We start from the raw sequence: 25,305 nt of genomic DNA, 5'->3' as shown, positions 1-25,305 counted from the left end.
GATCATCTCACCGTGCCTGAACTCCCCGAAGTCGAAACCACCCGCCGCGGCATTGCTCCGTATCTCGTCGGCCGACGTGTCACGGCGGTGGTTTTGCGGCGCCACGATCTGCGCTGGCCGATCCCGCGCGAAATCAGCGAGCTGCTGCCCGGCCAACGCATCGAAGCCGTAGAGCGGCGCGCAAAATATCTGTTGCTGCAAACCGAAATCGGCAGTGCGCTGCTGCACTTAGGCATGTCCGGCATGTTGCGTGTGCTGCCGCCGGATGTGCTGCCCGGCAAACACGATCACGTCGATATCGCAGTAGAACCAGGACCGAGCGGGGGACCGCGCATATTGCGTTTTACCGACCCGCGCCGTTTCGGCTGTCTGCTATGGCAATGGCCCGGCGAAACCCACTCCCTGCTTGCCGCACTTGGCCCCGAACCACTGACCGACGCCTTCGACGGTGATTTGCTATGGCATCTCTCGCGCGGTCGCAAAGCGGCGGTGAAATTATTCTTGATGGATAACGCCATCGTGGTCGGCGTGGGCAATATCTACGCCAGCGAAGCCTTGTTTGCCGCCGGCATCGACCCGCGCCGGCCCGCCGGCACGGTTTCGCGCGCCCGTTATGCGCAACTTGCCGCCGAGGTGAAGCGCATCCTGGCCTGGGCGATCGAGCGCGGCGGCACAACCTTGCGCGACTTTCTCAACCCCGACGGCGCACCGGGCTACTTCTTTCGCGAGCTCAATGTTTATGGCCGCGAAGGCCAGTCGTGCAACACCTGCGGCACGGCGATCCGGCAAGTCACGCTAGGGCAGCGCTCGACCTTTTTCTGCCCGCGCTGCCAACGCTGAACCCGCTCAAGATCGTTCAAACCGGCCAACGGAACTCGACATAGGTGTTGTTGAACTCGGGGTCTTCGATGCTGCCGCCCAGTTTCGCCACCAAGCCGCTGGGCACGCCTTCGGCCTCAAGCGCCTGCCCATCCTTGAAATGCGCACCCAGCGCCTGCAGCTCGACCAGACGCTCGCACAATGCGCCAGCCCGATCGCCTTCGCGCTCAGGCACATTGCGCAGGCTGATGTCGGGGCGGCCGAATTTACGCAGGCCGCGGGTGTGGACCCATAGGCGATCCTTCCCTTCGTCTCCGTCGCGCAGAATCAGCACGTGGCTGCGAATCGGTGCGCCATCGCGTACCAGGTACTGCCGGCGCCAGGTAGCGGCATCGAACAAGGTCAGCACCTGCGGGTCGAGTATCGCCACGCCGCCGATATCGAGTAGCGCAGCGAGCACGCCAAGCGTGTCGCGCAGATAACCCGTCTCGCCGCTGTCCTTGATGCGGCCACGCACGACCAGCACTTCAGGCGCGTCGAGGGCAACCTTGTATGCCTCCGGCGCGTCTTCTTTCAGCATGCGGCCCAGGCGGCCTTTGAGCGGATAACCCTCCCACTGCCGCAACGTGCTGTGGTGATGGCTCGTCAGCTCGATGCCTGTGGGCAGGCCGTCACTGCCGTAATCGGCAGAGGGCGCACGCACGGCCTCAAACTTGCCGAACACGTAAAACTGCAGAACGATCTCTTCGTCGCTCGGCTGCCAATGCGGACGCTGCCAGGCAGGGATGGTGATCGGCTCGTTCATGCGCATTTCCTTGAGTAAAACACTGACCTGGGGTTGCCAAGCGTGGGTAATCGCGGGCTGGGCTTAATGCCCTTTGCCCAGCGGCAGCATCGGTTGCTGCAGTTCAATACGTCCGTGGCCTTCGGTGATGTTCTTGAACTCGGCCCGGCTGACCGAGACATAGCGGTCGTTGCCGCCAATCTCAACCTGCGGCCCTTCGGTCACCGCACGTCCATGTTCATCTACGCGCACCACCATGGTGGCCTTGCGGCCGGTATGGCAGATGGTCTTGATCTCTTCGAGATTATCGGCCCAGGCCAGCAAATAGCGGCTGCCCTCGAACAGCTCGCCACGAAAATCGGTGCGTAAACCATAGGCCAGCACCGGAATGTTCAGCCGATCGACCACATCGCTGATCTGCCACACCTGTGCCTTAGTCAAAAATTGCGCCTCATCGACAAAAACGCAATGCAGCGCGCCACGCACGGCGATGTCGGCCTCGACCTTGGCGAGCAGATTTTCGTCGCCGCTGAAGCGATGCGCATCCGCCTTTAGCCCGATCCGCGAGGCCACCACACCTTCGCCATAACGGTTATCCAGCGCCGGGGTCAGAATCAGCGTGCGCATGCCGCGCTCGTGATAGTTGTAGGCGCTTTGCAGCAGCGTGGTGGTCTTGCCGGCGTTCATTGCCGAGTAATAGAAATAGAGCTTGGCCATGACTAAGAGCCTGTTTACGATCTCAGATCGAACGAATGCGGTCGCGCATGGTATCGCGGGCACGGCCAACCCGCGTAACCGGTCCGTTTGCTACCATCGCCCACCGCGCCTGCGCATCCCAACCCATCTGCACGCCCCCATGCTGAACCCGCAACAATTGGCCGCCGTCGAACATTGCGATGGCCCGCTCCTCGTGCTGGCCGGCGCCGGCTCCGGCAAGACCTCGGTCATTACGCAAAAGATCGCGTATTTGATCGCGCGTAAGAAACTGGCGCCGGCGAAGATCGCCGCGATCACCTTTACCAATAAGGCGGCGCGCGAAATGCGCGAGCGCGTCGGCAAGCTCATCAGCTCCGAAGATGCGGCAGCGCTTACCGTGTGCACGTTCCACGCGCTGGGGCTGAAGTTTTTGCAGATCGAGCATGCGCGCGCCGGCTTGCGCCGCGGCTTTTCGGTGTTGGATGCGGACGACAGCGAAAGCATCGTCAAAGAGCTGGCGCCCAAAGGCATCAAATCGGACGCGCTGTTCGGCATTCGCAACCTGCTCAGCCGCGCGAAAAACGCAGGGTTATCGCCGGAGCAGGCGCAAGCCGCCGCACGCAGCCCGAAAGAGCTGGACGCGGCGATGATCTACCAGCTCTATCAAGCGCGCCTGGCCGCATTCAACGCCGTCGATTTCGACGATTTGATCCGCCTGCCGCTGCAAATCCTCGAAACCGACGAAGAGGCCCGCACGGCGTGGCAAGAGCGTCTGCGCTACCTGCTGGTAGACGAATACCAAGACACCAACGACGCGCAATATCGCCTGCTCAAGCTACTGACCGGCGAGCGCGGCCGCATTACCTGCGTGGGCGATGACGATCAGTCGATTTATGCATGGCGCGGCGCCAATCCCGAGAACATCGACCAGCTCGGTAAAGACTGGCCGAACCTGCGCGTCATCAAGCTGGAGCAAAACTATCGTTGCGGCAAACGCATTTTGCGCGCCGCCAATATGTTGATTGCCAACAACCCCCATCTGCACGAAAAAAAGCTGTGGAGCGACCACCCGGAAGGTCCGCCGATCCGCGTTCTGGAGTGCAAGGAAAACGAACACGAGGCCGAACGCGTCGCCGCCATCGCTACCACCCTGGCCGAGAAACACAAGGCGCGCTGGCACGACATCGCGATTCTCTATCGCGGCAATTTCCAGGCCCGCCCGCTCGAAAAAGCGCTGCGGCTGGCACGCATCCCCTACCACCTCACCGGCGCGCTGAGCTTTCTCGACCGCGCCGAGGTGAAGGATCTGCTCTGCTATCTGCGCCTGCTGACCAACCCCAGCGACGACGCTGCGTTTCTGCGGGTGGTGAACGTACCCAAGCGGGAAATCGGCGCGACCACCCTGGAAAAACTCGGCCAGATCGCGCAGACCAAACACGCCTCCTTGCTCGATGCCGCCCGCAGCGACGCCGTGCTACGCCAGCTCACCCCGCGCCCGGCCGCCGCGCTGTCATCGTTCACCAACTTGCTCGACGAACTGCGCAGCGCTTCGCTGCATCAAAACGCCGCCGACCTGGTGGATACCGTACTCACCCGCACCCGCTACGCCGAACAAATCGCCGCCAGCACCACTGATGCCGCACTGCGCGATCGCCGACTCGGCAACTTGCGCGAACTGGCCGACTGGTTCCGCGCCATGCAGAAAGGCGGCAACAGCGTCGGCGACCTCGCCAGCCAGTTGGCCCTGCTCAGCCATGCCGACCGCGACGAGCCCGGCAACGCCGTGCGCATGATGACCCTGCATTCGGCCAAGGGGCTGGAATTTCGCTTCGTTTTTATCGTCGGCTGCGAAGACGGTACCTTGCCGCACGAAGGCGCCCTGGACGAAGGCCGCATCGACGAAGAACGCCGCCTGATGTACGTCGGCATTACCCGCGCCAAAGAAATGCTCACCTTGTCGTGGTCGGCCAAAACCAAGCGTTACGGCGAGGTCCACAGCAACCAACCCAGCCGCTTCCTGCATGAACTGCCCCAGGTCGACTTGCATTGGCAAGGCAAAGACCCCGAGGCCGATAAAGAAGTCGTGCGTGAAACCGCCGAGTCGCATATGGCGAAAATCGCGGCGATGCTGGCCGGTAAGTAAGCGTTGACATTTCGTGGGTGCCAGCAGTGCTAGTGTTCGCAACGCGCTGGGATCGGGGGGCGCTTTAGAGGCTCTTAGGGGGAGCGAACGCATGAACATGCAAAGCATGACGGTCAGTGCCACCGGTATCGCGCTGATACAGCGCTTCGAGGGATGTCGCCTGGTCGCCTACCGCGACAGCGTAGGGGTATGGACCATCGGTTACGGCCATACCGGACCCGATGTACAGCCAGGCATGAGTATCGACGCGGCACAGGCCGATTCATTACTGCAAGCCGATCTCGCCCACGCCACGGCAGCTATCTTGTCCTTGGTGACGGTGCCATTGCGGCAACCGCAACTGGATGCGCTGGCCAGTTTCGTGTTCAACCTGGGCGCGAAAGCATTTGCGGGGTCCACCTTGCTGCGCAAACTCAACGCTGGCGACTACGCTGGCGCCGCCGCTGAGTTTCCACGTTGGAGCAACGCCGGCGGACAGCCCGTGGCCGGCTTGCTGCGACGGCGTATCGCCGAACGCACGCTGTTCTTGACGCCCGATACCGCAGCGCCGGCAGTCAATACTTCAGCGGGAAATACTTCGGCGGGATAGGAGCGGCGCGCCTTAAATCAAGCGCTCCGCTTCCAGCTCGCTCTTCAAATAGGCGTAGTAAATCGGTGCGGCCACCAGGCCCGGCAGGCCGAACGCGGCCTCCATCGCCAGCATCGCCACTAACAACTCCCACGCGCGAGCGCGTATCTGGGTGCCGACGATGCGGGCATTGAGAAAGTATTCGAGCTTGTGAATAAGGATCAGAAAACCGAGTGCCGCAACGCCGACCCAAAGCGATACCGATAAACCGGCAATGGTGATGGCGGTGTTGGATACGAGGTTACCGATGACCGGCAGCAGACCGACGATAAAGGTGATGACTACCAGGGTCTTGGTCAGCGGAATATGGATATCCAACAGCGGCAGCACGCCAAGCAGAAAGATCGCGGTGAATACCGTGTTGATAAGCGAAATCTTGATTTGCGCGAACACGATGTTGTGAAAGGCTTCGGCCAATCGCTGGCAACGCTGTCCCAGCATTGCCGCCAGTGGGCCGACCTGATGCGCGGGGCGTGCGCGACTGAGTGCCACGATGGCGCCGAGCACCATACCGATAATGATGTGTACGAAAACCCGCGCGGCTTCTTTTCCAAGCAACTGCAAACTCAGCGAATGCTTGCTCACCAGTTGCATCGCCATGATGCGCAGGTCGTCCACGCTGTCAGGCAGCCACTCCACTACCGTCGGAGGTAATTGCTGGCGCGCTTTTTCCACTAGCGGCATCAACTGTTGCTGCCACAGTAGTTCGGGATTACCTATTTCGGTACGAAAGAAACTGACGGCACCGAGAATCAACAGCGTCAACAAGCCCACCACGATGACGCCGAGCAGCGCGACCACCAACACCCTTGCCCGATCGCTTGGAATGCGCTTACCCAGCAGCGGCGCGGTGGCTTGCACCAGTTCATAGACCAGCAGACCCGCCAGCAGGGCGGGTAGCAGACGCAGCCACATCACCATCAGCAAGGCCAAACCCGCGAGCGCATAGCTGACGATGCGGACGACGGGCGAGGGTTCGCGTGGGGCCGGTTGGGTGGAGTCCATTCGATTCAGTTGAGTGGGTGGGGTGGGGTGCAGTCTGTCAGTAGGTTGCTTGGGCCGCCAGCCTATGGGGTGGGGGTTGTTCATGATCTTGCGGATGATCTCGCGGGTTGGGTCGCCTGCGGCGGGCTTTCGACCTCCTGCCGGAGGCCGAGTCACTTTTCTTTGAGTGGCCAAAGAAAAGTAACCCAAAGAAAGGCCACCCCGGTGCGTCGCCCTTCGGGTGCGTGAGGGTCGGCCGGGCTTTTCGCCAGTGCATCCTTGCACTGGCGAAAAGGACTCGGCATCCATGCCGAGTCCCCTGCGGGCCTTGTCGTCCGACCCTCACCGACGCACAGGGGCCCCGAGGTCAAGAGCCAAGAGCAACGTCAAAAGCAGCCGCTTCGTTGCTTTTACCCCTCCCCCGCGACCGAAGGGAGTCCCCTTTTCGGGACCTGCAGGGGGAGGTTGGGAGGGGGTAACCCCATCACCCCTCTGTCGTAAACTTTCCCGTTTCAACTCCTCCGCCATCTCTAGGGGAATCTGCATGTCCATCCGTCTGCCGGCGACACTCGCCGCTCTTGCCCTGCTCAGCGCATGCTCCACTGCGCCGACTCAATCCAAGAAGCTGACTGTCCCGGAGGCTGTAGCGGTCGCCACTGCAAACGATAACCTCAATGCCGTCGCCTGGAGTCAGACGGCGATTGAGCATGATCTGATTTATCTGCAGACCTATCGGGACGCTCAATCGCGCTTGCTGGCCGCGCTCAAAGATCCGCGCTGGGATGCACTGCCCAAAGACGATCGCGTCGCGCCGCTCAAGGGGCTCAAGCCAGCGGTGGTGCTGGATATCGACGAGACCGTATTGGATAACTCGCCTTATCAGGCGCGACTCATCCAGAGTGGCAGCGGCTTCGACGAGGCTGCTTGGGCCGCCTGGTGCAAGGAAGAGAACGCACATGCTTTGCCGGGTGCGGTGGAGTTCACTCAATTCGCGGCCAAGCACGGCGTCGCCGTGATTTATATCTCCAACCGCGCCAAGGATCTGGATACCGCCACGCTGGCGAATCTACGCAAAGCCGGTCTACCGGTATCCGGTGCCGAGGCTTTTCTGGGCCTGGGCACGGTAGTTCCCGGCTGCGAGCAGGTCGGCAGCGAAAAGGGCTGCCGTCGGCAACGGGTCGGTCGCAGCTACCGTGTCTTGATGCAATTCGGCGACCAGATCGGCGACTTTGTCGACGTGCCGGCCAATACCGCCAAGGGTCGTCAGCAGGTGATCGCACCCTACCTGCCATGGATCGGCAGCCGCTGGTTTGTCTTGCCGAACCCCACTTACGGCTCCTGGGAGCCAGCGTTGTTCAACAACGACTGGTCTGCTCCACGCGAGCAACAGCGACGCCAGAAGATCGACTCATTGCGCTTGCAGTAGATATATAAGCAAATAAAAATCAATTACTTACACTATTAAACATAAAGCATTGCCTTAACTTTGGCGAGCCGCTAACATGACCCACGCCAACACCTGCTGACCTCAATATTCTGCGGGCAAGGCCATTTCCCTTCCGGCTCTGCCGGATTACCCCGCGAGGCTCAACGCCAGCGGGGTTTTCTTTTTGTGCAGCCGCACATGATTGGGACTAACGGCCCTTGTTTCGCCGCCATCGCCGCCCTTACCCTCGGCATCCCGCTTGGCGCACCGCCACCTACCGCGAGATACCGATGCGTTTCCACTCTTTGCGCCATCTCTTGCTTGCGTTTGTCGCCGTGTTGGCGCTCGCCGCCTGCCATAACAAAGACAAAGACCAGCAAGAAGCTGCCAAGCCAGGCGGCGATACCCCCGAAGCGGCGATACAGCAATCCATCGATCTCATCAAAGCGAATGACTTCGCCGGTTTCTGGAAGCACGCGCTGCCGCCGGCCGAGTACGCCACCTTGCGCGCCGACTGGACCCGCCCAAAACCAGAGCAACAGCCGATCACCGATGAAGATCGCGCCAAGTTCGCCGAGAATCTACGGCAATTCACCGAGGTCGACGCGGAAACCAAGCTCTACGCTCAGTTCAAGCCCAAGCTCGCCCAGATGCAACTGCAGTACAAAGACCAGTTGCCGATCATGATCGGCATCGTGCAGCAGATCGCCAAGACCGGCATCGACCAAGACAAGCAGATGGGCGATACGCAGAAACAGCAGGCGCGCGATGTGCTCGGCGTGCTGGCGCCCTGGGCGCAACAAGTGCCGTGGTTCGATCAGGACAAGGCCAAGCAAGCGGTCGGCACGGTCGTAACCACCGCGCGCAAACTCGGCCTCAAAAGTGCCGACGACACGCGCAAGCTGGATTTCGACAGCGCCATGCAGAAATACGCCATCGGCTTTACCGGCGTAAAGCAACTGCTCGGTATCTATGGCTTGTCGGTGGATGACAGCCTGAATTCGGCCAAGGTCACTCCCATGGAAAGCAAAGATGGCCACGCCCGCGTAAAGATCGACTACACCCTGCTCGGCAAGCCGCTATCGACCGAGTACGCACTCGTGCAGCAGGACGGTCGCTGGTACAGCGAAGACATGCTGCGCCATGTGCACGAGGCGCATGCGCGATTGCTGGCGCCAGCCCCCAGCGCCAGTACACCCGCCCCGGCAGCCAGTGCGGCAATCGCCACAAAAATGTAGTAGCTCGGCCAACAGGCTGGGCAGCTCACGGACTTATCTCATCGCGTGCAGGGTGATTTCCAACAAAAGCCTAACCGACGCAGCGGTTACAATTGGCCGATGCAGAACACGCCGACTTTAGATTCCCCCGCACGCAGCCGCTCGCCCTGGTGGTTCCATCTAGCCGGGCAGTTGCTGCAGCCCTGGGTACGCCTGCGGCGCGATCCGGCCGAACCGGCGACCTTGCTGCAACCCGGCACGCCGGTTTGCTATGTGATCGAGCGCGACGGCTTTTCCGACGCGCTGATTCTGGAGCGCGCCTGCCGCGAAGCAGGCCTGCCCAGCCCGATGCAACTGTTATCGGGCACTCGCCGCAAGCGCTCGATGTTCGCATTGACGCGCCGCGACGGCGGCTTGTTTGGACGCAACCGTCATCGCGTGCCGAACGAATCGCTCAATCAACTGCTGCGTTCGCTCGAAGGCCAGCCTGAGCGCGATATTCAAATCGTGCCGGTGTCGATCTATGTCGGCCGCGCGCCCAATCGCGAATCTGGCTGGTTCAGCGTGCTGTTCTCGGAAAACTGGGTCATGGTCGGCCGCTTCCGCCGCCTGCTGGCACTGCTGCTCAACGGCCGCGATACCGTGGTGCATTTCTCAGCCCCGGTATCGCTGCGCACGGCCTTGCAAGAGGCCGGCGACATTCGCCCGGAACGCTTTACCCGCAAGCTGGCCCGCGTGCTGCGCACGCACTTTCACCGCATCCGTGCGGCGGTGATTGGCCCCGATCTGTCGCATCGCCGCACCGTGGTCGATGCGGTACTCAATGCCGAGCCCGTGCGCGCGGCCATTGCCTCGACCATGGCCAAGGAAAACATCAGCCATGCCAAGGCATGGCATAAGGCAAAGAAATTGGCGATGGAAATCGCCGCCGATTATTCGCATCCGGTCGTGCGCTCGGTGTCGTTCCTGCTGTCCAATTTCTGGAACAAGCTGTATGACGGCATCGCCATGCACCATTTCGACAAAGCCCGTGCCGCCGCACCGGGCCACGAGGTGGTTTACGTACCCTGCCACCGCAGCCATACCGACTATCTGCTGCTCAGCTACCAGCTGCATAAGGCCGGCGTGGTGGTGCCGCATATCGCCGCCGGCGTAAACCTCAACCTGCCGGGCATCGGACCCATTCTGCGGCGTGGCGGCGCGTTCTTCCTGCGGCGCAGCTTCAAGGGCAATGCCTTGTATTCGGTGGTGTTCAACGAATATCTGGCGCAATTGATCGATCGCGGCGTGCCGATCGAATACTTCATCGAAGGCGGTCGCTCGCGCACCGGTCGCTTGCTGGCGCCGCGTGCCGGCATGCTGATGATGACGGTGCGCGCGTTCCTGCGTGCGCCGCGTCGTCCAGTGCTGTTCCAGCCGGTATATATCGGCTACGAGAAACTGATGGAGGGCAAGTCCTACATCGGCGAACTCAGCGGCAAACCGAAAGAGAAGGAATCCCTGTTCGGCCTGTTGCGCGGCTTGAAGGTATTGCGCCAACGCTACGGCCATGTCGCATTGAATTTCGGCGAACCGATCGAGCTGAACCCGTTGCTCGACGCAGCCAGCCACGACTGGCGCAGCGCCGATACCGACCCGGATGCCAAGCCCGAATGGCTCAACGGTGTGGTCGACCAGCTATGCGAACGCATCCAGGTCAATATCAACCGCGCCGCCGACGTCAACCCGATCAACCTGCTGGCGCTGGCTTTGCTAGCCACCCCCAAGCACGCGATGGCGGAAAACGACCTGCTCGCCCAACTGGAGCTGATGAAGACCCTGTTGGTCGAACTGCCGTATTCCGATCGCGTCACTATGACTCCGATGGACCCGGCCGGCATCATCGCCTATGGCGAACAAATGGGCTGGATACGCCGCGTACGCCACCCGCTTGGCGACGTACTGGTCACGGAGGACGAGCAAGCCGTATTGCTCAGCTACTTCCGCAACAATGTGCTGCACCTCACCGCGACAGCCGCGTGGGTGGCCTGTTGTTTCCTCAATAACCGCCGCATGTCGCGCGCCTCCGTGTTGCGCCTGGGCAAGATCATCTATCCATTTATCCAGGGCGAGCTGTTCTTGCCCTGGGATACGGACGGCTTCGCTACCCAGTTGCAGGCAACCATCGACTTGTTCGTCCGTCGCGGCCTGCTCGAATCGGCCGGCGAGGGCCGCCTGCTTGAGCGCGGCCCCGGCCAGGACGATGCGGCCTATCAACTGAAAGTGATCGCGCGCAGCCTGATCCAGGCGTTCGAGCGCTACTACATCACGATTGCCGCCTTGGTAAAAAACGGCCCGCACACGCTCACCGGCGCCGAGCTGGAAAACGCCTGCACGCTCACCGCGCAGCGCTTGAGTCTGCTCAACGAATTGTCTGCGCCGGAGTTCTTCGACAAAGCCCTGTTCCGTGGCTTCATCCACAAACTGCGCGAGAGCCGCGTGGTCTGGACCGACCCCGACGGCAAGCTCGGCTACGACCAGGTGCTGGAAGGCATGGTGCGCGATGCGCGAGTGATCCTGTCACGCGAAGTACGCCATTCGATTCTGAAAATCACGCCGGGCGGCGATACCGAGGCGGCCAAGCCGCAGCCCGTCGAAGAGGTCACCGCTGTTGCCACCGAATCTTCGACCAGCGATGAACTGCATCGTCGCCATGTCGAGACTGAGCATCGGCAGCATCACGGTAAGGATTGAATGCCCTTGCCTTGCAGAGTTTTGAACGACGGCTTCATTGCATAAGGCAAGAACGCACCCCCTCCCAACCTCCCCCTGCTCGCAGGGGGAGGAGCTAAAAGCCTGCCTCAGTCGGCCAACGCGCCGACGTCATCGCCGCTCCAGGCAACCCGCTCGACGACATCACCGCGATGCGGCGGGTCAGCCTCGTGATGAAGGATGGCGTGGTTTAAAAGAAGGCGGCAAGCCTGCCGCACTGTGAGAGACCGGAGCACATCTGGATGTACTCCGGTCAATCAGGACACTCCATACGGCCGAAGCGATGCCTTTCTCCAAGCGTCGCAAGGCAGCTCTACCGCTGTTGTGGTGCGCGCGTCGGAGCTTGCTCCTGCTGTGCTTGTACGGGCTGCCCTGCTTGTGCCTCGTTGGCTTGCCGCTGCCAGGCCCTGCTGCTCTGCTCGATGGTCGTCTTGACCGCTTGATCGGTGTTGACCTTGGCGAGTTTATTGAGCGCCGAATTCAGCTCGCCTTGCACGGCGAATGCGTAGGAGCCAGGACGGTTATTGTCGCTCAGCACTACGTGATCGATCTGCGTCAAACCTTTCTTTTGTGCGGACACGGTCAGGGATGCGGCCAACCTGTCGCTGCGCTCATCAGGCTTGTGGCCGAGTTGCGTATCCAGTCGATGCACGGCAGCGCGCGCTTGCTGATACAACGCGTGATCGGGATGCTCCGAGTGACTCAAAAGAGTGGTTGCCGGCGGCACCGGCTGGATCCCTACAGCCTGCCGTCGAAACTGCCTATTCAACTCATCGTCGCGCGGTTCGGCGAGCATGGGGCGATCGATATCCTTCGCCTGGCTTTTCGGCACCAGCAGGTCGTGCTGGCCCTCTGGCTTGGAGCGATCGACCTTACTCAGCAATTTGAATAGCGCGCTCTCTTCCGAGCGGTGTATGACATTCAAACTCGGATTGTCCGGCTCGACGCTTTTGGCAAGAAACGGCCGGTTGCTCAATCCATTGAGATAGTCAGTCATCAGGTTGTGGCTGCGTGCAGCAAGACCGTCGCGATGGTAGCTGCCACCAATATCCGAATGCGCACCGGCCACGGTCAGCCCCAGGAAACGCCCGTCGGGCGACAGGCCGGGGCGGATAATGCGATCGGACGGAAACGTGCCGCGACGCTCGTCCGCGGCAATGATGTGGATGCCCGAGATTACCGAGGGTGGTGGGCGCCGGTCGCGTTTATACGGTGTGCCGGTACCGACCGCGTCGAACAGACCCTCAACCTGGGCCACCTGTTTAGGCTCCACCAACGCAGGATTGTTGTATTTAGCATCGGTAATAAGTCCGTCGAACCCGAACGTATACCTGGCACCGGTCGGGTCTTGGATACCACGCTCATGCACTAAGCGCGCAAACCCGGCAGCTTGTTCCGCGCCGCGGCTGAAACCAATACAGGCGACACGAATCTCGGCATCGGGGTTGTCCCTTTTCCACTCCCAAGCTTGATCCGTGAACTGCTTGTACATCTGTTCGAGACGCTTGTCATAGGTATGCCCTCTCGCACTATCAAAGAGGCGCGTGGCACCGTTGTCCTGCGTACCGGGACCAGCGAAATAACCGACCTGAATGTGGCCATTGTTTCCGGTTGAGGCTGCGATCTGGTCTGCGATCTTGGCAACGTTGGTCGCATGCAGAGGGTCTTTATCTTTATCGTTACTGGTGCCGTCGAACGCAGCTACATACAGCCGGTCGCAGGGTCTATTGTTTGCGCCTAGCCTGGTGTCGTCAAACAACACCGGCACCTGAAAATGCGACAGTGCCTGGCTGGCATCCTGATAGGTTTGTAGTTTCTCGGGGCTTGCTACGTAATGCGGCACGCCGTCTTGCAGAACGCCGTCCTCGCCGAGCTTGTGTGTTTCTTTGGAATCCTTACCACTCATCTCATTCACTCCCTGAATTAGTAGGTATGGCTCCAGGCCAGGAAAAGATCGTCTCGGCCATAGCTATATTTATTTCCCGGAATTTGCTCGGTCCTGGTCGGAATGAGCATCTTCATATAGGCATTAATGGTGCGATCATTCACTTCAAGGAAAATGTTGGGAATGCCGGCGACCGGCCCTTCGTAAAAATCCTTCATGTCCGCTTTCGGCACGTTATGCCAGATAAGCTCGTTCTTGAAGATATCGCCGATATCCACTTCGGCCTCATGCTCGACACCGTCGCTGGACGTCCAGCGCACCTCGGCCGGAGGCGGAAAGTTACCAATGCCCAGGTATGAAGCGGTTCCCCAACGACGCTTGTAGTCTGGGGCGTCCGGCGCGCCAGATGGCTCGTCTTCATAGGTCCGGGTGAAGTTGTGGTCGTCGTAGATAACGCTGCAACTTTGCGTGTTGTAGCAGTGCGCCGCAAAATTATGTGCCTTGAACCGCAGCGGAACAGCGCTGGTCTGGGCGGGCGGCTCGATTCTGGTATCGACTTGAGTAGACATAGCGTGACGGCATCCTGTCATCAGAAAGATGGATACAGTAATCGATAGGACAGTGCGACGATGTGAAACCATGTCGTCAGCGGGCCACCCAGCCCAAAACTGTAATGGCGTCGAATATAGCTCTCGATATTACGGCCGGGCAATGCTCTCGCGGTCAACCCACCGCGCGAGCTGCCATTACTATGGCGAACCTGTGACGGCATCCTCATAAACACGGAAATAAAACAACTTCGGCCTGGTCAATACCTTGATGCATCGTCGATTATTGAATGGCACGCTCTATTTTCACCGCTTTTGGCCGCCCCTTACCCACACTTGATTAGCGTCGAATCTCTGATGGCGTGGGTCGTTCACTCCCTCCCCCGCGACCGAAGGGGAGGAGAAAAAGCATCAGCCGAGATTCGAGGCTAGCCAGGTTACCCACAGCCGTTACCCACAGCCCCCTGGCGGCAGGCGATAGCTGAGTTCAGGCACCGCCTCCTGTAGCATGTCGCCCATGAACGAGCAGCCCAAAACCACCGAGATCCCGACCACCCATTTCGGTTTCCGCGACGTCCCCCTCGCCGACAAGCAGAAGCTGGTCGGCCAGGTGTTTACCTCGGTCGCGCGCAACTACGATTTGATGAACGACTTGATGTCGTTCGGCATCCATCGCTTGTGGAAACGCCACTTTGTCGCCGTCAGCGGTGTACGCCGTGGCGACCGCGTGCTGGACCTGGCCGGCGGTACCGGCGACATCGCCGCCTTGCTCAAGCCCGTCGTCGGCGATGAGGGCGAGGTGGTGGTCGGCGATATCAATGCGGCCATGCTAGGCGTCGGCCGCGATCGCATGACGGATCGCGGCCTGGTTTCGGGCCTGCGCTGGGCTCAGCTCAATGCCGAAGTGCTGCCGTTCCCCGATAACAGCTTCGATGCGGTCACCATGGCGTTCGGCCTGCGCAATGTGACCGATAAAGACAAGGCACTGGCCGATATCTGCCGCGTACTCAAGCCCGGTGGCCGCGCGCTGGTGCTGGAGTTCTCCAAAGTACAGAGCGAATTCTTCGGCAAGCTCTACGACTTTCATTCGTTCAAGCTGCTGCCCAGGCTGGGCCAATTGTTTGCCGGCGACGCCGACAGCTATCAATACCTGGCCGAGTCGATCCGCAAACACCCGGATCAGCAAACGCTCAAAGGCATGATGGAGCGTGCCGGGTTCGGCCGCGTCGAGGTGCGCAACCTCAGCAACGGCATCGTCGCCATCCATCGGGCATACAAGCTGTAATGCTTCGCGGGCCATGATGCCGTCAGGCAACCATCGCCTCTTTGCGGCCGCCGCAGCCCTGCTCGGATGGTTTGCGCTGGTCGTGCAGCTTTATCTGTCGATTCAACTGACCCGCTCGAACGGTGACGGCGCATGGGCCGGCGTGTGGATTTATTTCGGTTTTTTCACCATCCTGACTAACCTCCTGGTGGCCTGCGCACTGACGGCCGCCGCGCTTGGTCCGCGCGGACCGATCAGCCGGACCTTTGGCCGTCCCGGCGTACATACCTGTATCGCGATGAGCATTGTCGTCGTCAGCGCGCTCTACAACGTATTGCTGCGCCAGCTATGGCACCCCGAGGGCTGGCAGTTGGTCGCCGACGTGATCCTGCACGACGTGATGCCCGTGCTGTTCCTGCTGCATTGGTGGCTCGCCGTGCCCAAGACCAGCTTGCGCTGGCGGCAGATCGGTTTCTGGCAGCTCTATCCGGCCGCCTACTTTGTCTACGTGCTGGCGCGGGGCGCGGTGAACGACTGGTATCCCTATCCTTTCCTCGATGTATCCAAACTTGGCTATGCACAGGTCTGCATAGATGCCTGCGCCGTGTTGCTGGCCTTTATCGCGGTGGCCTGTGCCCTGCTTGCGCTCGGTCGCCGGCAAACCCGCATAACGCATAGATAAACCCCTATCCCGAGGTACACCCCATGTACACGCTGTACTACTCCCCCGGCACCGCAAGCATGGCGGTACATCTGGCGCTGCTGGAAATCGGCGCGCCGTACCAGCTAGTGACGGTCGATATCGATACCGGCGCACAGCACGACCCGGCCTACCTCAAGCTCAATCCGCTGGGCAAGGTACCGACCCTGATAATCGATGGACGGCCACGCACCGAGTCGGCGGCCTTGTTGATGATGCTGGCCGAGCGGCATCCCGAGGCCGGGCTGGCGCCGCCACCGGGCAGTGCCGAGCGTGAAGCCTGGCTGCAATGGATCGTCTATCTCAGCAACGCGCTGGCATCGACGTATCGATTCTGGTTCTACCCCGCCGACCTCGGCGCAGCGGAGCACTCCCCGCTGCAGCGCAGCGCCTTGCAGCACAAGATCGAAGCGGTCTGGGATCATCTGCAATCCCATCTCGCCGCACATGGCCCGTATCTGCTGGGCCGGGATATTTCCGCTGCCGACCTGCTGCTCGCCATGCTGATGCGCTGGTCGCGCAATATGCCGCGACCAGCCACCGAATGGCCTGCACTCAAGCTGCTGGCGGATTTACTTCGCGCACGCCCGAGCTGGAAAAAACTCTACGAGCTGGAAGGCTTGAGCGGTTGGTAGTGCGAGCGATTGGGCCCGAACTACCGGGCCCAAATTAGCCGTGACGCAGATCCTCCAGCCACGTGCCCGCATGCCTGGCCTCCTCTTCATGGGCCAGGTCGCGCCAGGTTTCGCCAAGCGCAGCCGTCAGCCAATCGCGCATGGAAGGCAGGCCGAGTAAACGCGTCACATAAGCCGCGGCCTGCGGGCTCATCGCCAACCCATAGGTCTGAATGCGAAACGCCACTGGCGCATAGAACGCATCGACTGCGGTAAACGCATTGCCGGCAAGAAAGGGGCCGCCAAAACGCGCCAGCCCCTCGCTCCACAGTTCGTCGATGCGCGCGATGTCGGCCTGCAACGCCGCCGGCATGTCGTGCAAACGAACGCGGATACCGCAATTCATCGAGCAATGCTGGCGCAAGGCTGCAAAGCCGCAATGCATCTCCGCTGTTGCGCAGCGAGCCCAGGCACGCGCTGCTGCATCGGCTGGCCAGACTCCCGGATGTCGCTCAGCCAGATATTCGGCAATCGCCATCGAATCCCACACCACCGTATCGCCATCGCGCAGGCACGGCACCCGCCCGGTCGGGGAAAACGCACGAAACGCAGCCCAGTTGGACCCCTCCCCGAAAGGCAGCAACTGCTCTTGAAACGGGATGGCAAGCTCACTCAACAGCACCCATGGCCGCAGCGACCAGGACGAGTAGTTCTTGTTGGCGATATGCAGCACGTACATAAAAATCCCCTGGCCGTTGAATTGACGATGACTGAAAAGTGATGCTCGTTACAAAGAGTGTATGGACGTCTATTCGATGTTTACGCGCCGATGACGTCGCAGCGCGGCCATGCATTTTAGGAAGAATCTCAGTCATATATAAGACGAATCTTATTTATCACTCGGTGCATACATCGCAGACTCAGCCCAACAGCCTTAGGTCGACATCCAAATCGCACCCACGCGATTGAAGCCGGTTGAATGCGCAGACAAGGTGTTGCTGGCGCAGGGCTATGGATAGCCGGGTCATGGATGGCCCACCGCAAATCAGGCGGGGCTAGTGCCTGGTTTGACGTAACCGAGTTCGAGCATGGGCCGGACTCAATGCAGCAATCAGTACGGGAACCTTTGAACATATTCATTAAACCCATTCATTGAGCATGTTCAGAGGGAAGCGCGCCGAGGTGGTACGCATGCGGATCAAGCACTTAGTGTCTGATGCTATTGGAGCAAGTTTGAGCGTTCGCTGGGCTTGCAGGGCCTGAACAATCCCATGGACTGGCTTGTTTAGACCTCCTCTATGGAGGGAGAAAGTAGAGAGAGAGGAGGAAAACCGGGCGCCAGCAGGCGCCCGGTTTTTTTTAATTCTAGACATCGAAAATAAGCAGCACGCCATGGCTTCCCGCCTCCACACGATGCGGAACGCCCGCCGGTACCAGATACATTTCGCCACTGCCGACAGGTATCAGCCGTCCATCGACGTTAAGCATCATCTGCCCGTCAAGCACAAGCAGACCTTCCGTAGTGTCATGAGACTCCTCGGGATAAGCCGTGCCGTCCATCCGCACAAGCTTGAGCTTTGCCGCTCCCACCGTGCCGATAAGTTTTGAGGTCCATGTTTGCGACAGCTCTTGCGCCGCTTCGATCAATTTAATGTGGGCCACGACTTAATCACTTACACGCATCGGCAACGACCCCTTGCCCTGCCACTGCCGGCACCGCCCGCCGGCGCGCGTTCACCAGCACTACGCCAGCCACCGTGAGCGCACCGCCAGCCAAGGTCAGCAACGTGGGCTGCTCGTGCAGCCAGAACCAACCGATCAACACCGCAATCGGCGGCGACAGGTAGATAAAACTACTGACCTGAGAAGCCGGCGCACGTTTGAGCGCGAGGTTCCAGGCGATATAGCCGATAAAAGTCGGTGCTACGCCGAGCCAGACCAAGCCTGCGATATGCGACGCGGGAGCGGCCGCGAAGGCTGTCCATAAACCACTCATGCCGAAGGGTGCCGCCCCCACCGTACCGACGAAGAACGTGAACGCGGTGACGCTCATGGTGCTGCTACGGGCGAACAACGGCTTTTGACCGACGAAGTAAATCGCCGAAGCGAGCACGCTAATCAGCACCAGTGCGGCCATCGGCTCAAAACTGACCTGCTTGCCGCTGGTCAATACCACCAGCACCACGCCCGCCAATGCGACGCCCAGGCCAAGCAGCTTGCGTCCGCTCAAACGCTCGCGCAGCCAGATCGCCGACACGGCCGCCGTTGCGCCAGGCACCAACGAGATCAAGATCGCCGCGGTACCGCTGGGGATACGTGTTTCGGCATAGCAAAGACATACGTGATACACGGTCAGGCCAATCAAGCCGAGCAGAATCAGTTGCGGCCAATCGCGCCGGCTCGGCATCGGCATGCGCTTGAACAACATCAGCACCGCGAAGCACAACGAGCCAATCAGCAAGCGCGCAAACGCGACCTGCCCTGGTGTGAACGAAGCCAGGCTAAAGGCGATCGCGGCGTAAGCCGACGACCAGGTCAGCAAGGCTACAGCGATGGCTCCTAGCGCTCGTCCGTCCAAACGTTCGGTGGGTTCCATGGGGGGAATTCCTACTGCGGGGAAGCGCTCATCGTAGTCGTGACCTCCATTTCGGTGAATAATGATTCATAGGCTTCCTGGCCCTTTGGCTATGGATCAAATGAAGATGAGGCCATATCACCATGGAATCGAAAGTCGAACTGGACAACAAGGACTGGCAGCTAATCGAGGCGCTGCAGCAGGATGCGCGCCTGGGCTACGCCGAACTGGGCCGCAAAGTGCGGCTGTCCGCGCCGGCCGTGGCTGAACGAGTAAAGCGGCTGGAAGAGGTCGGGGTGATTCGCGGCTATCGCGCCGTTATCAACCCCAAACAGCTTGGCTTCGCCCTTGATGCGATGGTGCGACTACGCTGCGATGGCGGTGTTTGCGCACGCATCGGTGCCTTGGTGGCGGATATCCCCGAGGTACTCGAATGCCGCCGCCTCGCCGGTGAGGACTCGGCCCTGCTGCATGTCGTGGCGATGTCCATTTCGCATCTGGAAGCCGTGCTCGATCGCTTGCTGAAGATCCATCCCAGCATCAGCACCACGACCCTGGTGGTGCTGCAGACTCCGCATGAGAACCGTCCGGTGACTCGCGCCATGTGGAATGCCGCAAGCACACTGTCACTTTGAACTAGAACATTTCAGTCATCGCGACACGACATGGCTCAATACATGAAAACGCTCGACCTCGACGCCGTCAAAGCTTTTGTACTGATCGCGGAGCTGCAAAGTTTCACACGCGCGGCGGAAGCACTCGACAGCACGCAGTCCGCCATCAGCCTCAAGTTGCGCCGACTGGAGGACCGCCTGGGCCGCCGCCTGCTGGAGCGCACGCCGCGCCAGGTACGTTTGTCCGCCGAGGGCACCGCCTTTCTCGATGCCGCCCGCGAACTGGTCGGTGCGCACGAGCGTGCCGTCGCCTCATTCGATATTGAACAACGCCGTATGGTCATCGGCATCAGCCATCAAATCGTCGGCGGCGAGTTACCGGCTTTGCTGCGCCGGATGAGCGAACACGATCCGCATCTGCTGATCGAGCTGCGGGTAGCCGGCTCGCGCGAAGTCATGCAGGCCTACGAAGAAGGCAGCCTGGATGCCGCCCTGGTACTGCAAGCGGAAGAAAACCGCCGCAACGGCGAGGCGCTGTTTGCCGAAACCTTCGGCTGGATCGCCGCCGCCGATTGGCTGCATCGCTCCGGCCAGCCTCTGCCGCTGGCGACCCAAGGGGAGTCGTGCAGTATCCGCATGGCGGCTGTACGCGCACTCGATCAAGCCGGCATCCCCTGGACCGAAGTTTTTATCGGCAAAGGTGCGGCAGTGGTCGGCTCAGCCGCGGCAGCCGGCCTGGCGGTAGCCGTCATCGCGCGGCGCACCGCACCGGCCGGCACGATCGATATCAGCGAGGCACTGTCCTTGCCTGCGCTGCCCACGCACGAAGTCGTGTTGTATTCCGCCTTGCATGACCCACGCTCGCGCCATGCGCTACGCACCCTTGCCGTGGCATTCAAAAGCCTCTCGCTAGCTTAGAGCTTGCGTAGGTTGGGCTGAACAAAGTGATGCCCAACGTTGCGCAACATGGAAGTTCGCCGCGATACCCAACGGGCACACGTTGATGTTCGCAGTAATACCCAACATTGCTTAATGTTGGAACTCGCGGTGATACCCAACGTTGCCTAATGTTGGGATTCGCGGTGATGCCCAACGTTACGCAACGTTGGGGTTCGCTTGTGCTCACCCCAACCTACGCGCTCAGTTCGCATTACGGCCATGTCTCGCTCGATCCTGTCACGCACGTCGTCACATTCGCGATCGAGGCGGCGTACTCGCCGAACTGGAAACCGACCGGAGCAAACCGATGACAGGGGCGTAAGTCCATTGATGATTGATATGCTCGCGCAAGTTCATAAGGGCCTTACCCATGCGCGAGCTTTACCCCGAGATCGAGCCGTACCGCACGCACCACCTCGCCGTCGATGCCATCCACACCCTGCGCGTGGAGGAATGCGGTAACCCGAACGGCCTGCCGGTGATCTTCCTGCATGGCGGCCCCGGCGCCGGGCTGGCTACGTATCACCGCCGCTTCTTCGATCCCGCGCGCTACCGCATCGTGCTGTTCGATCAGCGCGGTGCCGGCCAATCCACCCCGCATGCCGAACTACGCGACAACACCACCTGGCACCTGGTCGCCGACATCGAAGCGATCCGCGAAAAACTGGGTATCGAACGCTGGGTGGTCTTCGGCGGCTCCTGGGGTTCGACCCTGGCGTTGGCTTATGCGCAAAAGCATCCGCAACGTGTACTCGGCCTGGTCATCCGCGGCATCTTTCTATGCCGGCCGGAAGAAATCCGCTGGTTCTACGAAGAAGGTGGCGCGTCGTGGATCTTGCCGGAGAAATGGCAACGCTACGCCGCGGCGATTCCGGTCGAAGAACAGGCCCATATGCTGGAAGCCTATTGGCGCCGGCTCACCTCCGACAACGAACAGGTAAGGCTGGCCGCCGCCCAAGCCTGGGGCGCATGGGAGGGCGGTAGCATCACCCTCGCCGAAAGCCCCGAAACGGTCGCCGCCTTCGAAGCGCCCGAAGTCGCCCTGAGCCTGGCGCGGATCGAAGCGCAATACTTCCGCAACAACGCTTATCTCGAACCGAACCAGCTACTGCGCGACGTCGACAAGATTCGCCATATCCCCACCACCATCGTGCATGGCCGCTACGACATCATCTGCCCGGTGAAAAACGCCTACGATCTGGCTGCCGTATGGCCCGAAGCCGACTTTCACATCGTGCTTGCCGGCCATGCCGCGTCGGAGCCGGCGATTGCCGATGTATTGGTGCAGGCGACGGACAAGCTGGCCGATCGCTTTAGCTGAGGAACGGGGAACGGGGAACGGGGAACGGGGAACGGGGAACGGGGAACGGGGGGGAAGCCTAGAGAGCAAAGGCAAAAGAGCAAGAACCAAAGACAAAGAGCATCAGAACAGAACGTGGCGTCTCAATCGCTACTCAAACTTCACGTTCCCCGTTCCCTATTCCCCGTTCCCAGCCCGCCATTTGGCATACTCGAATCTTTCCCGCCGGAGCATCATCTATGCGCCCTGTCTATCTTCTTGCTATCGGCACGCTCGCGCTGCCGCTGGCCGCCCAAGCCGCCGACCCGCACTCGTACGCGCAGCCCGATCAGGTGCGTGTTACGCATCTCGATCTCGACCTGAAGCTCGACTTCGCGCACAAGGTGCTCGATGGCGAGGCCACGCTGACACTGGACTGGAAAAACCCCAAGGCGCCGTCACTGGTACTCGATACCCGTGACCTGAAGATCGCCAAAGTAGAAGCGCTCGATGCCAGCGGAAAGGCCACCGCGCTGAAATACGCCCTGGCGCCACGCGACAAAGAGCTTGGCAGCAAGCTGACCATCGAAACTCCGCAACACCCGACCTCGCTGCGCATCGGCTACGTCACCTCGCCCCAAGCCAGCGGCCTGCAATGGCTGACACCGGCGCAGACGGCCGACAAGAAGCTGCCCTTCATGTTTTCGCAGTCCGAAGCCATCCACGCACGCTCCTGGGTGCCGCTGCAGGATTCACCGGCGATCCGCTTCACCTATAACGCCCACGTCAGCGCGCCTAAAGATGTGCTCGTCGCGATGAGCGCGATCAACGACACCAAGCATCCGCTCAATGGCGATTTCAAGTTCGAGCAGCCGCATCCGATTCCGTCCTACTTGTTGGCGATTGCCGCGGGCGATCTCGCCGTGCGCGAAACTGGTGCGCGTTCGGCCGTCTATGCCGAACCCAGCGTCGTCGACAAGGCCGCGCACGAATTCGAGGACACGGAAAAGCTGATCGCCGCCACCGAGAAGCTATACGGCCCCTATGCCTGGGACCGTTACGATCTGCTTGTGCTGCCGCCTTCGTTTCCTTATGGCGGCATGGAAAATCCGAACATGACCTTCGCCACCCCGACGGTGCTGGTCGGCGACAAGAGCCTGGTCTCGCTGGTTTCGCATGAGCTGGCGCATTCGTGGTCGGGCAACCTGGTCACCAGTGCCGCCTGGCGCGATATCTGGCTCAACGAAGGCTTCACCACTTACGTGCAGGGCCGCATCACTGAGGCCGTCTACGGCAAGGCGCTTGCCGACGAAGAAGCGCTGCTGTCCGCCCGTTCGCTGCAAAAAGATATCGGCGAGCTGCCGACCAACGCACAGAAGCTGGCCCCCGATCCCGAGGGCATCGGCGCCGACGACTCCTTGTCCGATCTGCCCTACAGCAAAGGTTCGTGGTTTCTGCGCACGCTAGAGCAACGCTTCGGCCGCGAAAACTTCGATGCCTATCTGAAGGGCTACTTCGCTCACTTCGCCTTTCAAAGCATCACCACCGAGCAGATGCTCGATTACCTCAAGCCCAATCTGCTGGACAAATATCCGGGCAAGATGAGCATGGATGAGGTGAAAGTCTGGGTCTACGATGCCGGCCTGCCGAAAGACGCACCGCTGCCGGACTCGCCGCGCTTCAACGCGATCGACAAGCAACGCAGCGACTTCCTCGCCGGCACACTGGCCGCCGACAAGCTCGATACCAAGGGTTGGAACACGCAGGAGTGGATGTACTTCCTCGACCGCCTGCCCGACGTCACCCCACTCGACAAGATCAAGCAAATCGACGCCGCCTGGCACCTCACCGGCACGCCAAACGCCGAAATCGGCATGCGCTGGTATAGCCATGCGATTGCCGCCGGCGACAAAGACGTATGGCCGGCCGCCGCCGAACATATGACGCGTATTGGCCGTCTGTATCTCACCACGCCGCTATACAAAGCCTTCGTCAAGACACCGGCAGGCCTCGCCTATGCCGAGCAGGTCTACGCCAAGGCCAAGCCCGGCTACCACCCGATGACCCAGGCTGCGGTCGAAGGGATCATCGCCAAGGCCAAGCCCAAGGCAAAGAAAAGCAAATAAGGCGGGTTGGGGTGAGCGCATGCAAGCCCCATCTCCTGCACACCTTTTGCCCCTCCCCCCTGTTTGTCCCGAAAAGGGGACTTCCTTCGGTCGCAGGGGAGGCTGGGAGGGGGTGAACACTTGCGAACACCTCTCCTGAGGCGCTTTCTCATGTACTCACCCCTCCCCAATCCCAACCCTCCCCTGCGACCAGGGGAGGGAGCAAGTTGTCGCTAACGTATTGAGCACTGCATCATGACCCAACCCAGCAACACCCCGACCCGTCCGCTGTGGCAGCGTCTTTTCATACGCCGGCTGAAATTTCTGCTGATCGTCGCGGTCATCCTCGGCGTGGGGCTTGGCGGTAGCTATCTGTTCGCGCCGCAATGGCTCATGCGCGCCAACACCATGCGCGAAGCCATGGCCGCACATGTGGAAAAACACGCTGTGCAAGCCGGCGATACGCGCTGGAGCTACTACGAAGGCGGCGAGGGCCCCACCTTGGTGCTGCTGCATGGTTTCGCGGCAAATAAAGAAGTGTGGATGGATGTGGCCAAGCAGTTGACGCCGCATTTCCACGTCATCATTCCTGACCTTCCCGGCTGGGGCGAGTCTTCGCGTAACGATGGCGCCAGCTACAGCGTCGATGCACAAGCATCGCGCCTGCAGAGTTTCGTCGACGCCTTGCGGCTGCAACGCTTTGTCTTGGTGGGCCATTCGCTGGGTGGCGCCATCGCCGGCGTTTACTCTGCGGATCATCCCGAGCATGTGGCCGAGCTTGCCCTGGTCGATTCGTTTGGCCTGAAAGTGGACGAGAACGATTTTTCCCGTACGGTCATGGCCGGCAAAAATCCATTTCTGTTCGACGATCGCGCGGGATTCGACCGCGCCGCCGCGCTGGCCTTTGCGAAAGCGCCATCGCCCCCCAGCCGTTTTGTCGATGTGCTTATCAAAGAAAACCAGCGCGACCGCAGCTTTATCGAGCGTAACCTGAGCGAGTTGCGCGAGCCGTCGCAATACCTTGCCGTGCAGAGCCGCCTCGACCGGCTCACCATGCCCGTCATGGGTTTGTGGTGCCATGCCGACAAGATCACCGACATCTCAGCACTCGACAGCCTGCGTAACGGCCTCAGCCATTCCAGCGCCATCAGCTCCAGCATCCTCAATGGCTGCAATCACATGCCTATGCTGGAAAAAACCGACGAAACCGCACGCATTTTGACCGGGTTCGCGCTGTCGCATTAACTACGTCATCAGCCAGGCGCGGCACTCTGTCGCGGCCCGGCCCAAAGCAGTTAGTGGGATGATGCCGCCGTCTTCTCGGGGAGAGCCCA

At 60.7% G+C, this 25,305-nt stretch carries 22 protein-coding genes; 14 read left to right on the top strand and 8 right to left on the bottom strand.

Going from position 1 to position 25,305, the window contains the following annotated elements; genetic code table 11:
• Nucleotides 1-12 precede the first annotated feature (12 nt).
• Nucleotides 13-840 carry a bifunctional DNA-formamidopyrimidine glycosylase/DNA-(apurinic or apyrimidinic site) lyase gene (gene mutM, locus DVJ77_RS07780; protein ID WP_114844923.1) on the top strand — a complete coding sequence of 276 codons (828 nt, stop codon included), beginning with the start codon at nucleotides 13-15 and terminating at the stop codon, nucleotides 838-840.
• A 16-nt stretch (nucleotides 841-856) separates the two neighbouring features.
• On the opposite strand, the gene DVJ77_RS07775 is transcribed toward mutM, so the two are convergent.
• Together DVJ77_RS07775 and DVJ77_RS07770 are read right to left on the bottom strand one after the other, a co-directional pair.
• A complete protein-coding gene (locus DVJ77_RS07775) occupies nucleotides 857-1,624 on the bottom strand; it encodes a hypothetical protein (RefSeq protein ID WP_114844922.1) in 768 nt (255 codons plus the stop codon).
• A 63-nt stretch (nucleotides 1,625-1,687) separates the two neighbouring features.
• Nucleotides 1,688-2,320, bottom strand: coding sequence for a thymidine kinase (locus DVJ77_RS07770; RefSeq protein WP_114844921.1), 633 nt, complete (start codon nucleotides 2,318-2,320; stop codon nucleotides 1,688-1,690).
• 139 nt (nucleotides 2,321-2,459) lie between these two features.
• Between DVJ77_RS07770 and DVJ77_RS07765 the strand changes: the two genes are divergently transcribed.
• Both DVJ77_RS07765 and DVJ77_RS07760 read left to right on the top strand, forming a co-directional pair.
• The gene (locus tag DVJ77_RS07765; protein ID WP_114845288.1) at nucleotides 2,460-4,442 is read left to right on the top strand and encodes a UvrD-helicase domain-containing protein; all 1,983 of its coding nucleotides are present in this window, start codon (nucleotides 2,460-2,462) and stop codon (nucleotides 4,440-4,442) included.
• A gap of 91 nt (nucleotides 4,443-4,533) precedes the next feature.
• Nucleotides 4,534-5,031, top strand: a complete 498-nt coding sequence (locus DVJ77_RS07760; RefSeq protein ID WP_225427893.1) for a lysozyme — start codon at nucleotides 4,534-4,536, stop codon at nucleotides 5,029-5,031.
• Nucleotides 5,032-5,043: 12 nt separating this feature from the next.
• Here DVJ77_RS07760 and DVJ77_RS07755 read toward each other — a convergent pair whose 3' ends face one another.
• Nucleotides 5,044-6,075: an AI-2E family transporter gene (locus tag DVJ77_RS07755; RefSeq protein WP_114844920.1), complete on the bottom strand. Its 1,032-nt coding sequence runs from the start codon at nucleotides 6,073-6,075 to the stop codon at nucleotides 5,044-5,046.
• A 523-nt stretch (nucleotides 6,076-6,598) separates the two neighbouring features.
• Here DVJ77_RS07755 and DVJ77_RS07750 point away from each other — a divergent pair.
• The 3 genes from DVJ77_RS07750 (at nucleotide 6,599) to plsB (ending at nucleotide 11,430) form a co-directional block, all read left to right on the top strand.
• The gene (locus tag DVJ77_RS07750; protein ID WP_114844919.1) at nucleotides 6,599-7,480 is read left to right on the top strand and encodes a 5'-nucleotidase, lipoprotein e(P4) family; all 882 of its coding nucleotides are present in this window, start codon (nucleotides 6,599-6,601) and stop codon (nucleotides 7,478-7,480) included.
• A gap of 290 nt (nucleotides 7,481-7,770) precedes the next feature.
• Nucleotides 7,771-8,718: a hypothetical protein gene (locus DVJ77_RS07745; RefSeq protein ID WP_114845286.1), complete on the top strand. Its 948-nt coding sequence runs from the start codon at nucleotides 7,771-7,773 to the stop codon at nucleotides 8,716-8,718.
• A 99-nt stretch (nucleotides 8,719-8,817) separates the two neighbouring features.
• Nucleotides 8,818-11,430 (top strand): glycerol-3-phosphate 1-O-acyltransferase PlsB, encoded by a 2,613-nt coding sequence (plsB, locus tag DVJ77_RS07740; RefSeq protein ID WP_114845285.1) that lies wholly within the window; start codon nucleotides 8,818-8,820, stop codon nucleotides 11,428-11,430.
• Between the two features lie 331 nt (nucleotides 11,431-11,761).
• Here the strand turns inward: plsB and DVJ77_RS07735 are convergent, their stop codons facing one another.
• Together DVJ77_RS07735 and DVJ77_RS07730 are read right to left on the bottom strand one after the other, a co-directional pair.
• Nucleotides 11,762-13,354, bottom strand: coding sequence for a T6SS phospholipase effector Tle1-like catalytic domain-containing protein (locus DVJ77_RS07735; RefSeq protein WP_114844918.1), 1,593 nt, complete (start codon nucleotides 13,352-13,354; stop codon nucleotides 11,762-11,764).
• Nucleotides 13,355-13,371: 17 nt separating this feature from the next.
• Nucleotides 13,372-13,902 carry a hypothetical protein gene (locus DVJ77_RS07730; protein WP_114844917.1) on the bottom strand — a complete coding sequence of 177 codons (531 nt, stop codon included), beginning with the start codon at nucleotides 13,900-13,902 and terminating at the stop codon, nucleotides 13,372-13,374.
• Nucleotides 13,903-14,398: 496 nt separating this feature from the next.
• Here DVJ77_RS07730 and ubiE point away from each other — a divergent pair, with 496 nt between their 5' ends.
• From ubiE to DVJ77_RS07715, 3 genes are read left to right on the top strand one after another with little or no spacing between them, the layout of a single operon-like run.
• Nucleotides 14,399-15,166 carry a bifunctional demethylmenaquinone methyltransferase/2-methoxy-6-polyprenyl-1,4-benzoquinol methylase UbiE gene (gene ubiE, locus DVJ77_RS07725; protein ID WP_114845284.1) on the top strand — a complete coding sequence of 256 codons (768 nt, stop codon included), beginning with the start codon at nucleotides 14,399-14,401 and terminating at the stop codon, nucleotides 15,164-15,166.
• Nucleotides 15,167-15,179: 13 nt separating this feature from the next.
• A complete protein-coding gene (locus tag DVJ77_RS07720) occupies nucleotides 15,180-15,827 on the top strand; it encodes a Pr6Pr family membrane protein (RefSeq protein ID WP_225427892.1) in 648 nt (215 codons plus the stop codon).
• 23 nt (nucleotides 15,828-15,850) lie between these two features.
• Nucleotides 15,851-16,480, top strand: coding sequence for a glutathione S-transferase family protein (locus DVJ77_RS07715; RefSeq protein WP_114844916.1), 630 nt, complete (start codon nucleotides 15,851-15,853; stop codon nucleotides 16,478-16,480).
• Between the two features lie 34 nt (nucleotides 16,481-16,514).
• Here DVJ77_RS07715 and DVJ77_RS07710 read toward each other — a convergent pair whose 3' ends face one another.
• The 3 genes from DVJ77_RS07710 to DVJ77_RS07700 all read right to left on the bottom strand — a co-directional run bounded on the left by DVJ77_RS07710 (nucleotide 16,515) and on the right by DVJ77_RS07700 (nucleotide 19,055).
• On the bottom strand, nucleotides 16,515-17,198 hold the full coding sequence (locus tag DVJ77_RS07710) for a glutathione S-transferase family protein (RefSeq protein WP_114844915.1): 684 nt from the start codon (nucleotides 17,196-17,198) through the stop codon (nucleotides 16,515-16,517).
• Nucleotides 17,199-17,824: 626 nt separating this feature from the next.
• On the bottom strand, nucleotides 17,825-18,121 hold the full coding sequence (locus DVJ77_RS07705) for a cupin domain-containing protein (protein WP_225427891.1): 297 nt from the start codon (nucleotides 18,119-18,121) through the stop codon (nucleotides 17,825-17,827).
• Between the two features lie 7 nt (nucleotides 18,122-18,128).
• A complete protein-coding gene (locus tag DVJ77_RS07700) occupies nucleotides 18,129-19,055 on the bottom strand; it encodes a DMT family transporter (RefSeq protein ID WP_114844914.1) in 927 nt (308 codons plus the stop codon).
• Between the two features lie 122 nt (nucleotides 19,056-19,177).
• Here DVJ77_RS07700 and DVJ77_RS07695 point away from each other — a divergent pair, with 122 nt between their 5' ends.
• The 5 genes from DVJ77_RS07695 (at nucleotide 19,178) to DVJ77_RS07670 (ending at nucleotide 25,216) form a co-directional block, all read left to right on the top strand.
• Nucleotides 19,178-19,669: an Lrp/AsnC family transcriptional regulator gene (locus DVJ77_RS07695; protein WP_114844913.1), complete on the top strand. Its 492-nt coding sequence runs from the start codon at nucleotides 19,178-19,180 to the stop codon at nucleotides 19,667-19,669.
• Nucleotides 19,670-19,711: 42 nt separating this feature from the next.
• On the top strand, nucleotides 19,712-20,566 hold the full coding sequence (locus DVJ77_RS07690; RefSeq protein WP_114844912.1) for a LysR family transcriptional regulator: 855 nt from the start codon (nucleotides 19,712-19,714) through the stop codon (nucleotides 20,564-20,566).
• 391 nt (nucleotides 20,567-20,957) lie between these two features.
• Nucleotides 20,958-21,908, top strand: coding sequence for a prolyl aminopeptidase (gene pip / locus DVJ77_RS07680; RefSeq protein WP_114844910.1), 951 nt, complete (start codon nucleotides 20,958-20,960; stop codon nucleotides 21,906-21,908).
• A gap of 218 nt (nucleotides 21,909-22,126) precedes the next feature.
• Nucleotides 22,127-23,992, top strand: a complete 1,866-nt coding sequence (locus DVJ77_RS07675; RefSeq protein ID WP_114844909.1) for a M1 family metallopeptidase — start codon at nucleotides 22,127-22,129, stop codon at nucleotides 23,990-23,992.
• Nucleotides 23,993-24,226: 234 nt separating this feature from the next.
• Nucleotides 24,227-25,216, top strand: coding sequence for an alpha/beta fold hydrolase (locus tag DVJ77_RS07670; protein ID WP_114844908.1), 990 nt, complete (start codon nucleotides 24,227-24,229; stop codon nucleotides 25,214-25,216).
• Nucleotides 25,217-25,305: the final 89 nt, after the last annotated feature.

The sequence above is a fragment of the Dyella tabacisoli genome, assembly GCF_003350925.1.
GTDB lineage: Bacteria > Pseudomonadota > Gammaproteobacteria > Xanthomonadales > Rhodanobacteraceae > Dyella_C > Dyella_C tabacisoli.
This window is presented reverse-complemented; position numbering and strand designations above follow the sequence as displayed.

What these genes read in the sequence shown, in the direction of transcription:
- DVJ77_RS07775 (WP_114844922.1), bottom strand. Translation starts at nt 1,624, where the DNA reads ATGAACGAGCCGATCACCATCCCTGCCTGGCAGCGTCCGCATTGGCAG.
- DVJ77_RS07770 (WP_114844921.1), bottom strand. Translation starts at nt 2,320, where the DNA reads ATGGCCAAGCTCTATTTCTATTACTCGGCAATGAACGCCGGCAAGACC.
- DVJ77_RS07765 (WP_114845288.1), top strand. Translation starts at nt 2,460, where the DNA reads ATGCTGAACCCGCAACAATTGGCCGCCGTCGAACATTGCGATGGCCCG.
- DVJ77_RS07760 (WP_225427893.1), top strand. Translation starts at nt 4,534, where the DNA reads ATGAACATGCAAAGCATGACGGTCAGTGCCACCGGTATCGCGCTGATA.
- DVJ77_RS07755 (WP_114844920.1), bottom strand. Translation starts at nt 6,075, where the DNA reads ATGGACTCCACCCAACCGGCCCCACGCGAACCCTCGCCCGTCGTCCGC.
- DVJ77_RS07750 (WP_114844919.1), top strand. Translation starts at nt 6,599, where the DNA reads ATGTCCATCCGTCTGCCGGCGACACTCGCCGCTCTTGCCCTGCTCAGC.
- DVJ77_RS07745 (WP_114845286.1), top strand. Translation starts at nt 7,771, where the DNA reads ATGCGTTTCCACTCTTTGCGCCATCTCTTGCTTGCGTTTGTCGCCGTG.
- plsB (WP_114845285.1), top strand. Translation starts at nt 8,818, where the DNA reads ATGCAGAACACGCCGACTTTAGATTCCCCCGCACGCAGCCGCTCGCCC.
- DVJ77_RS07735 (WP_114844918.1), bottom strand. Translation starts at nt 13,354, where the DNA reads ATGAGTGGTAAGGATTCCAAAGAAACACACAAGCTCGGCGAGGACGGC.
- DVJ77_RS07730 (WP_114844917.1), bottom strand. Translation starts at nt 13,902, where the DNA reads ATGTCTACTCAAGTCGATACCAGAATCGAGCCGCCCGCCCAGACCAGC.
- ubiE (WP_114845284.1), top strand. Translation starts at nt 14,399, where the DNA reads ATGAACGAGCAGCCCAAAACCACCGAGATCCCGACCACCCATTTCGGT.
- DVJ77_RS07720 (WP_225427892.1), top strand. Translation starts at nt 15,180, where the DNA reads ATGATGCCGTCAGGCAACCATCGCCTCTTTGCGGCCGCCGCAGCCCTG.
- DVJ77_RS07715 (WP_114844916.1), top strand. Translation starts at nt 15,851, where the DNA reads ATGTACACGCTGTACTACTCCCCCGGCACCGCAAGCATGGCGGTACAT.
- DVJ77_RS07710 (WP_114844915.1), bottom strand. Translation starts at nt 17,198, where the DNA reads ATGTACGTGCTGCATATCGCCAACAAGAACTACTCGTCCTGGTCGCTG.
- DVJ77_RS07700 (WP_114844914.1), bottom strand. Translation starts at nt 19,055, where the DNA reads ATGGAACCCACCGAACGTTTGGACGGACGAGCGCTAGGAGCCATCGCT.
- DVJ77_RS07695 (WP_114844913.1), top strand. Translation starts at nt 19,178, where the DNA reads ATGGAATCGAAAGTCGAACTGGACAACAAGGACTGGCAGCTAATCGAG.
- DVJ77_RS07690 (WP_114844912.1), top strand. Translation starts at nt 19,712, where the DNA reads ATGAAAACGCTCGACCTCGACGCCGTCAAAGCTTTTGTACTGATCGCG.
- pip (WP_114844910.1), top strand. Translation starts at nt 20,958, where the DNA reads ATGCGCGAGCTTTACCCCGAGATCGAGCCGTACCGCACGCACCACCTC.
- DVJ77_RS07675 (WP_114844909.1), top strand. Translation starts at nt 22,127, where the DNA reads ATGCGCCCTGTCTATCTTCTTGCTATCGGCACGCTCGCGCTGCCGCTG.
- DVJ77_RS07670 (WP_114844908.1), top strand. Translation starts at nt 24,227, where the DNA reads ATGACCCAACCCAGCAACACCCCGACCCGTCCGCTGTGGCAGCGTCTT.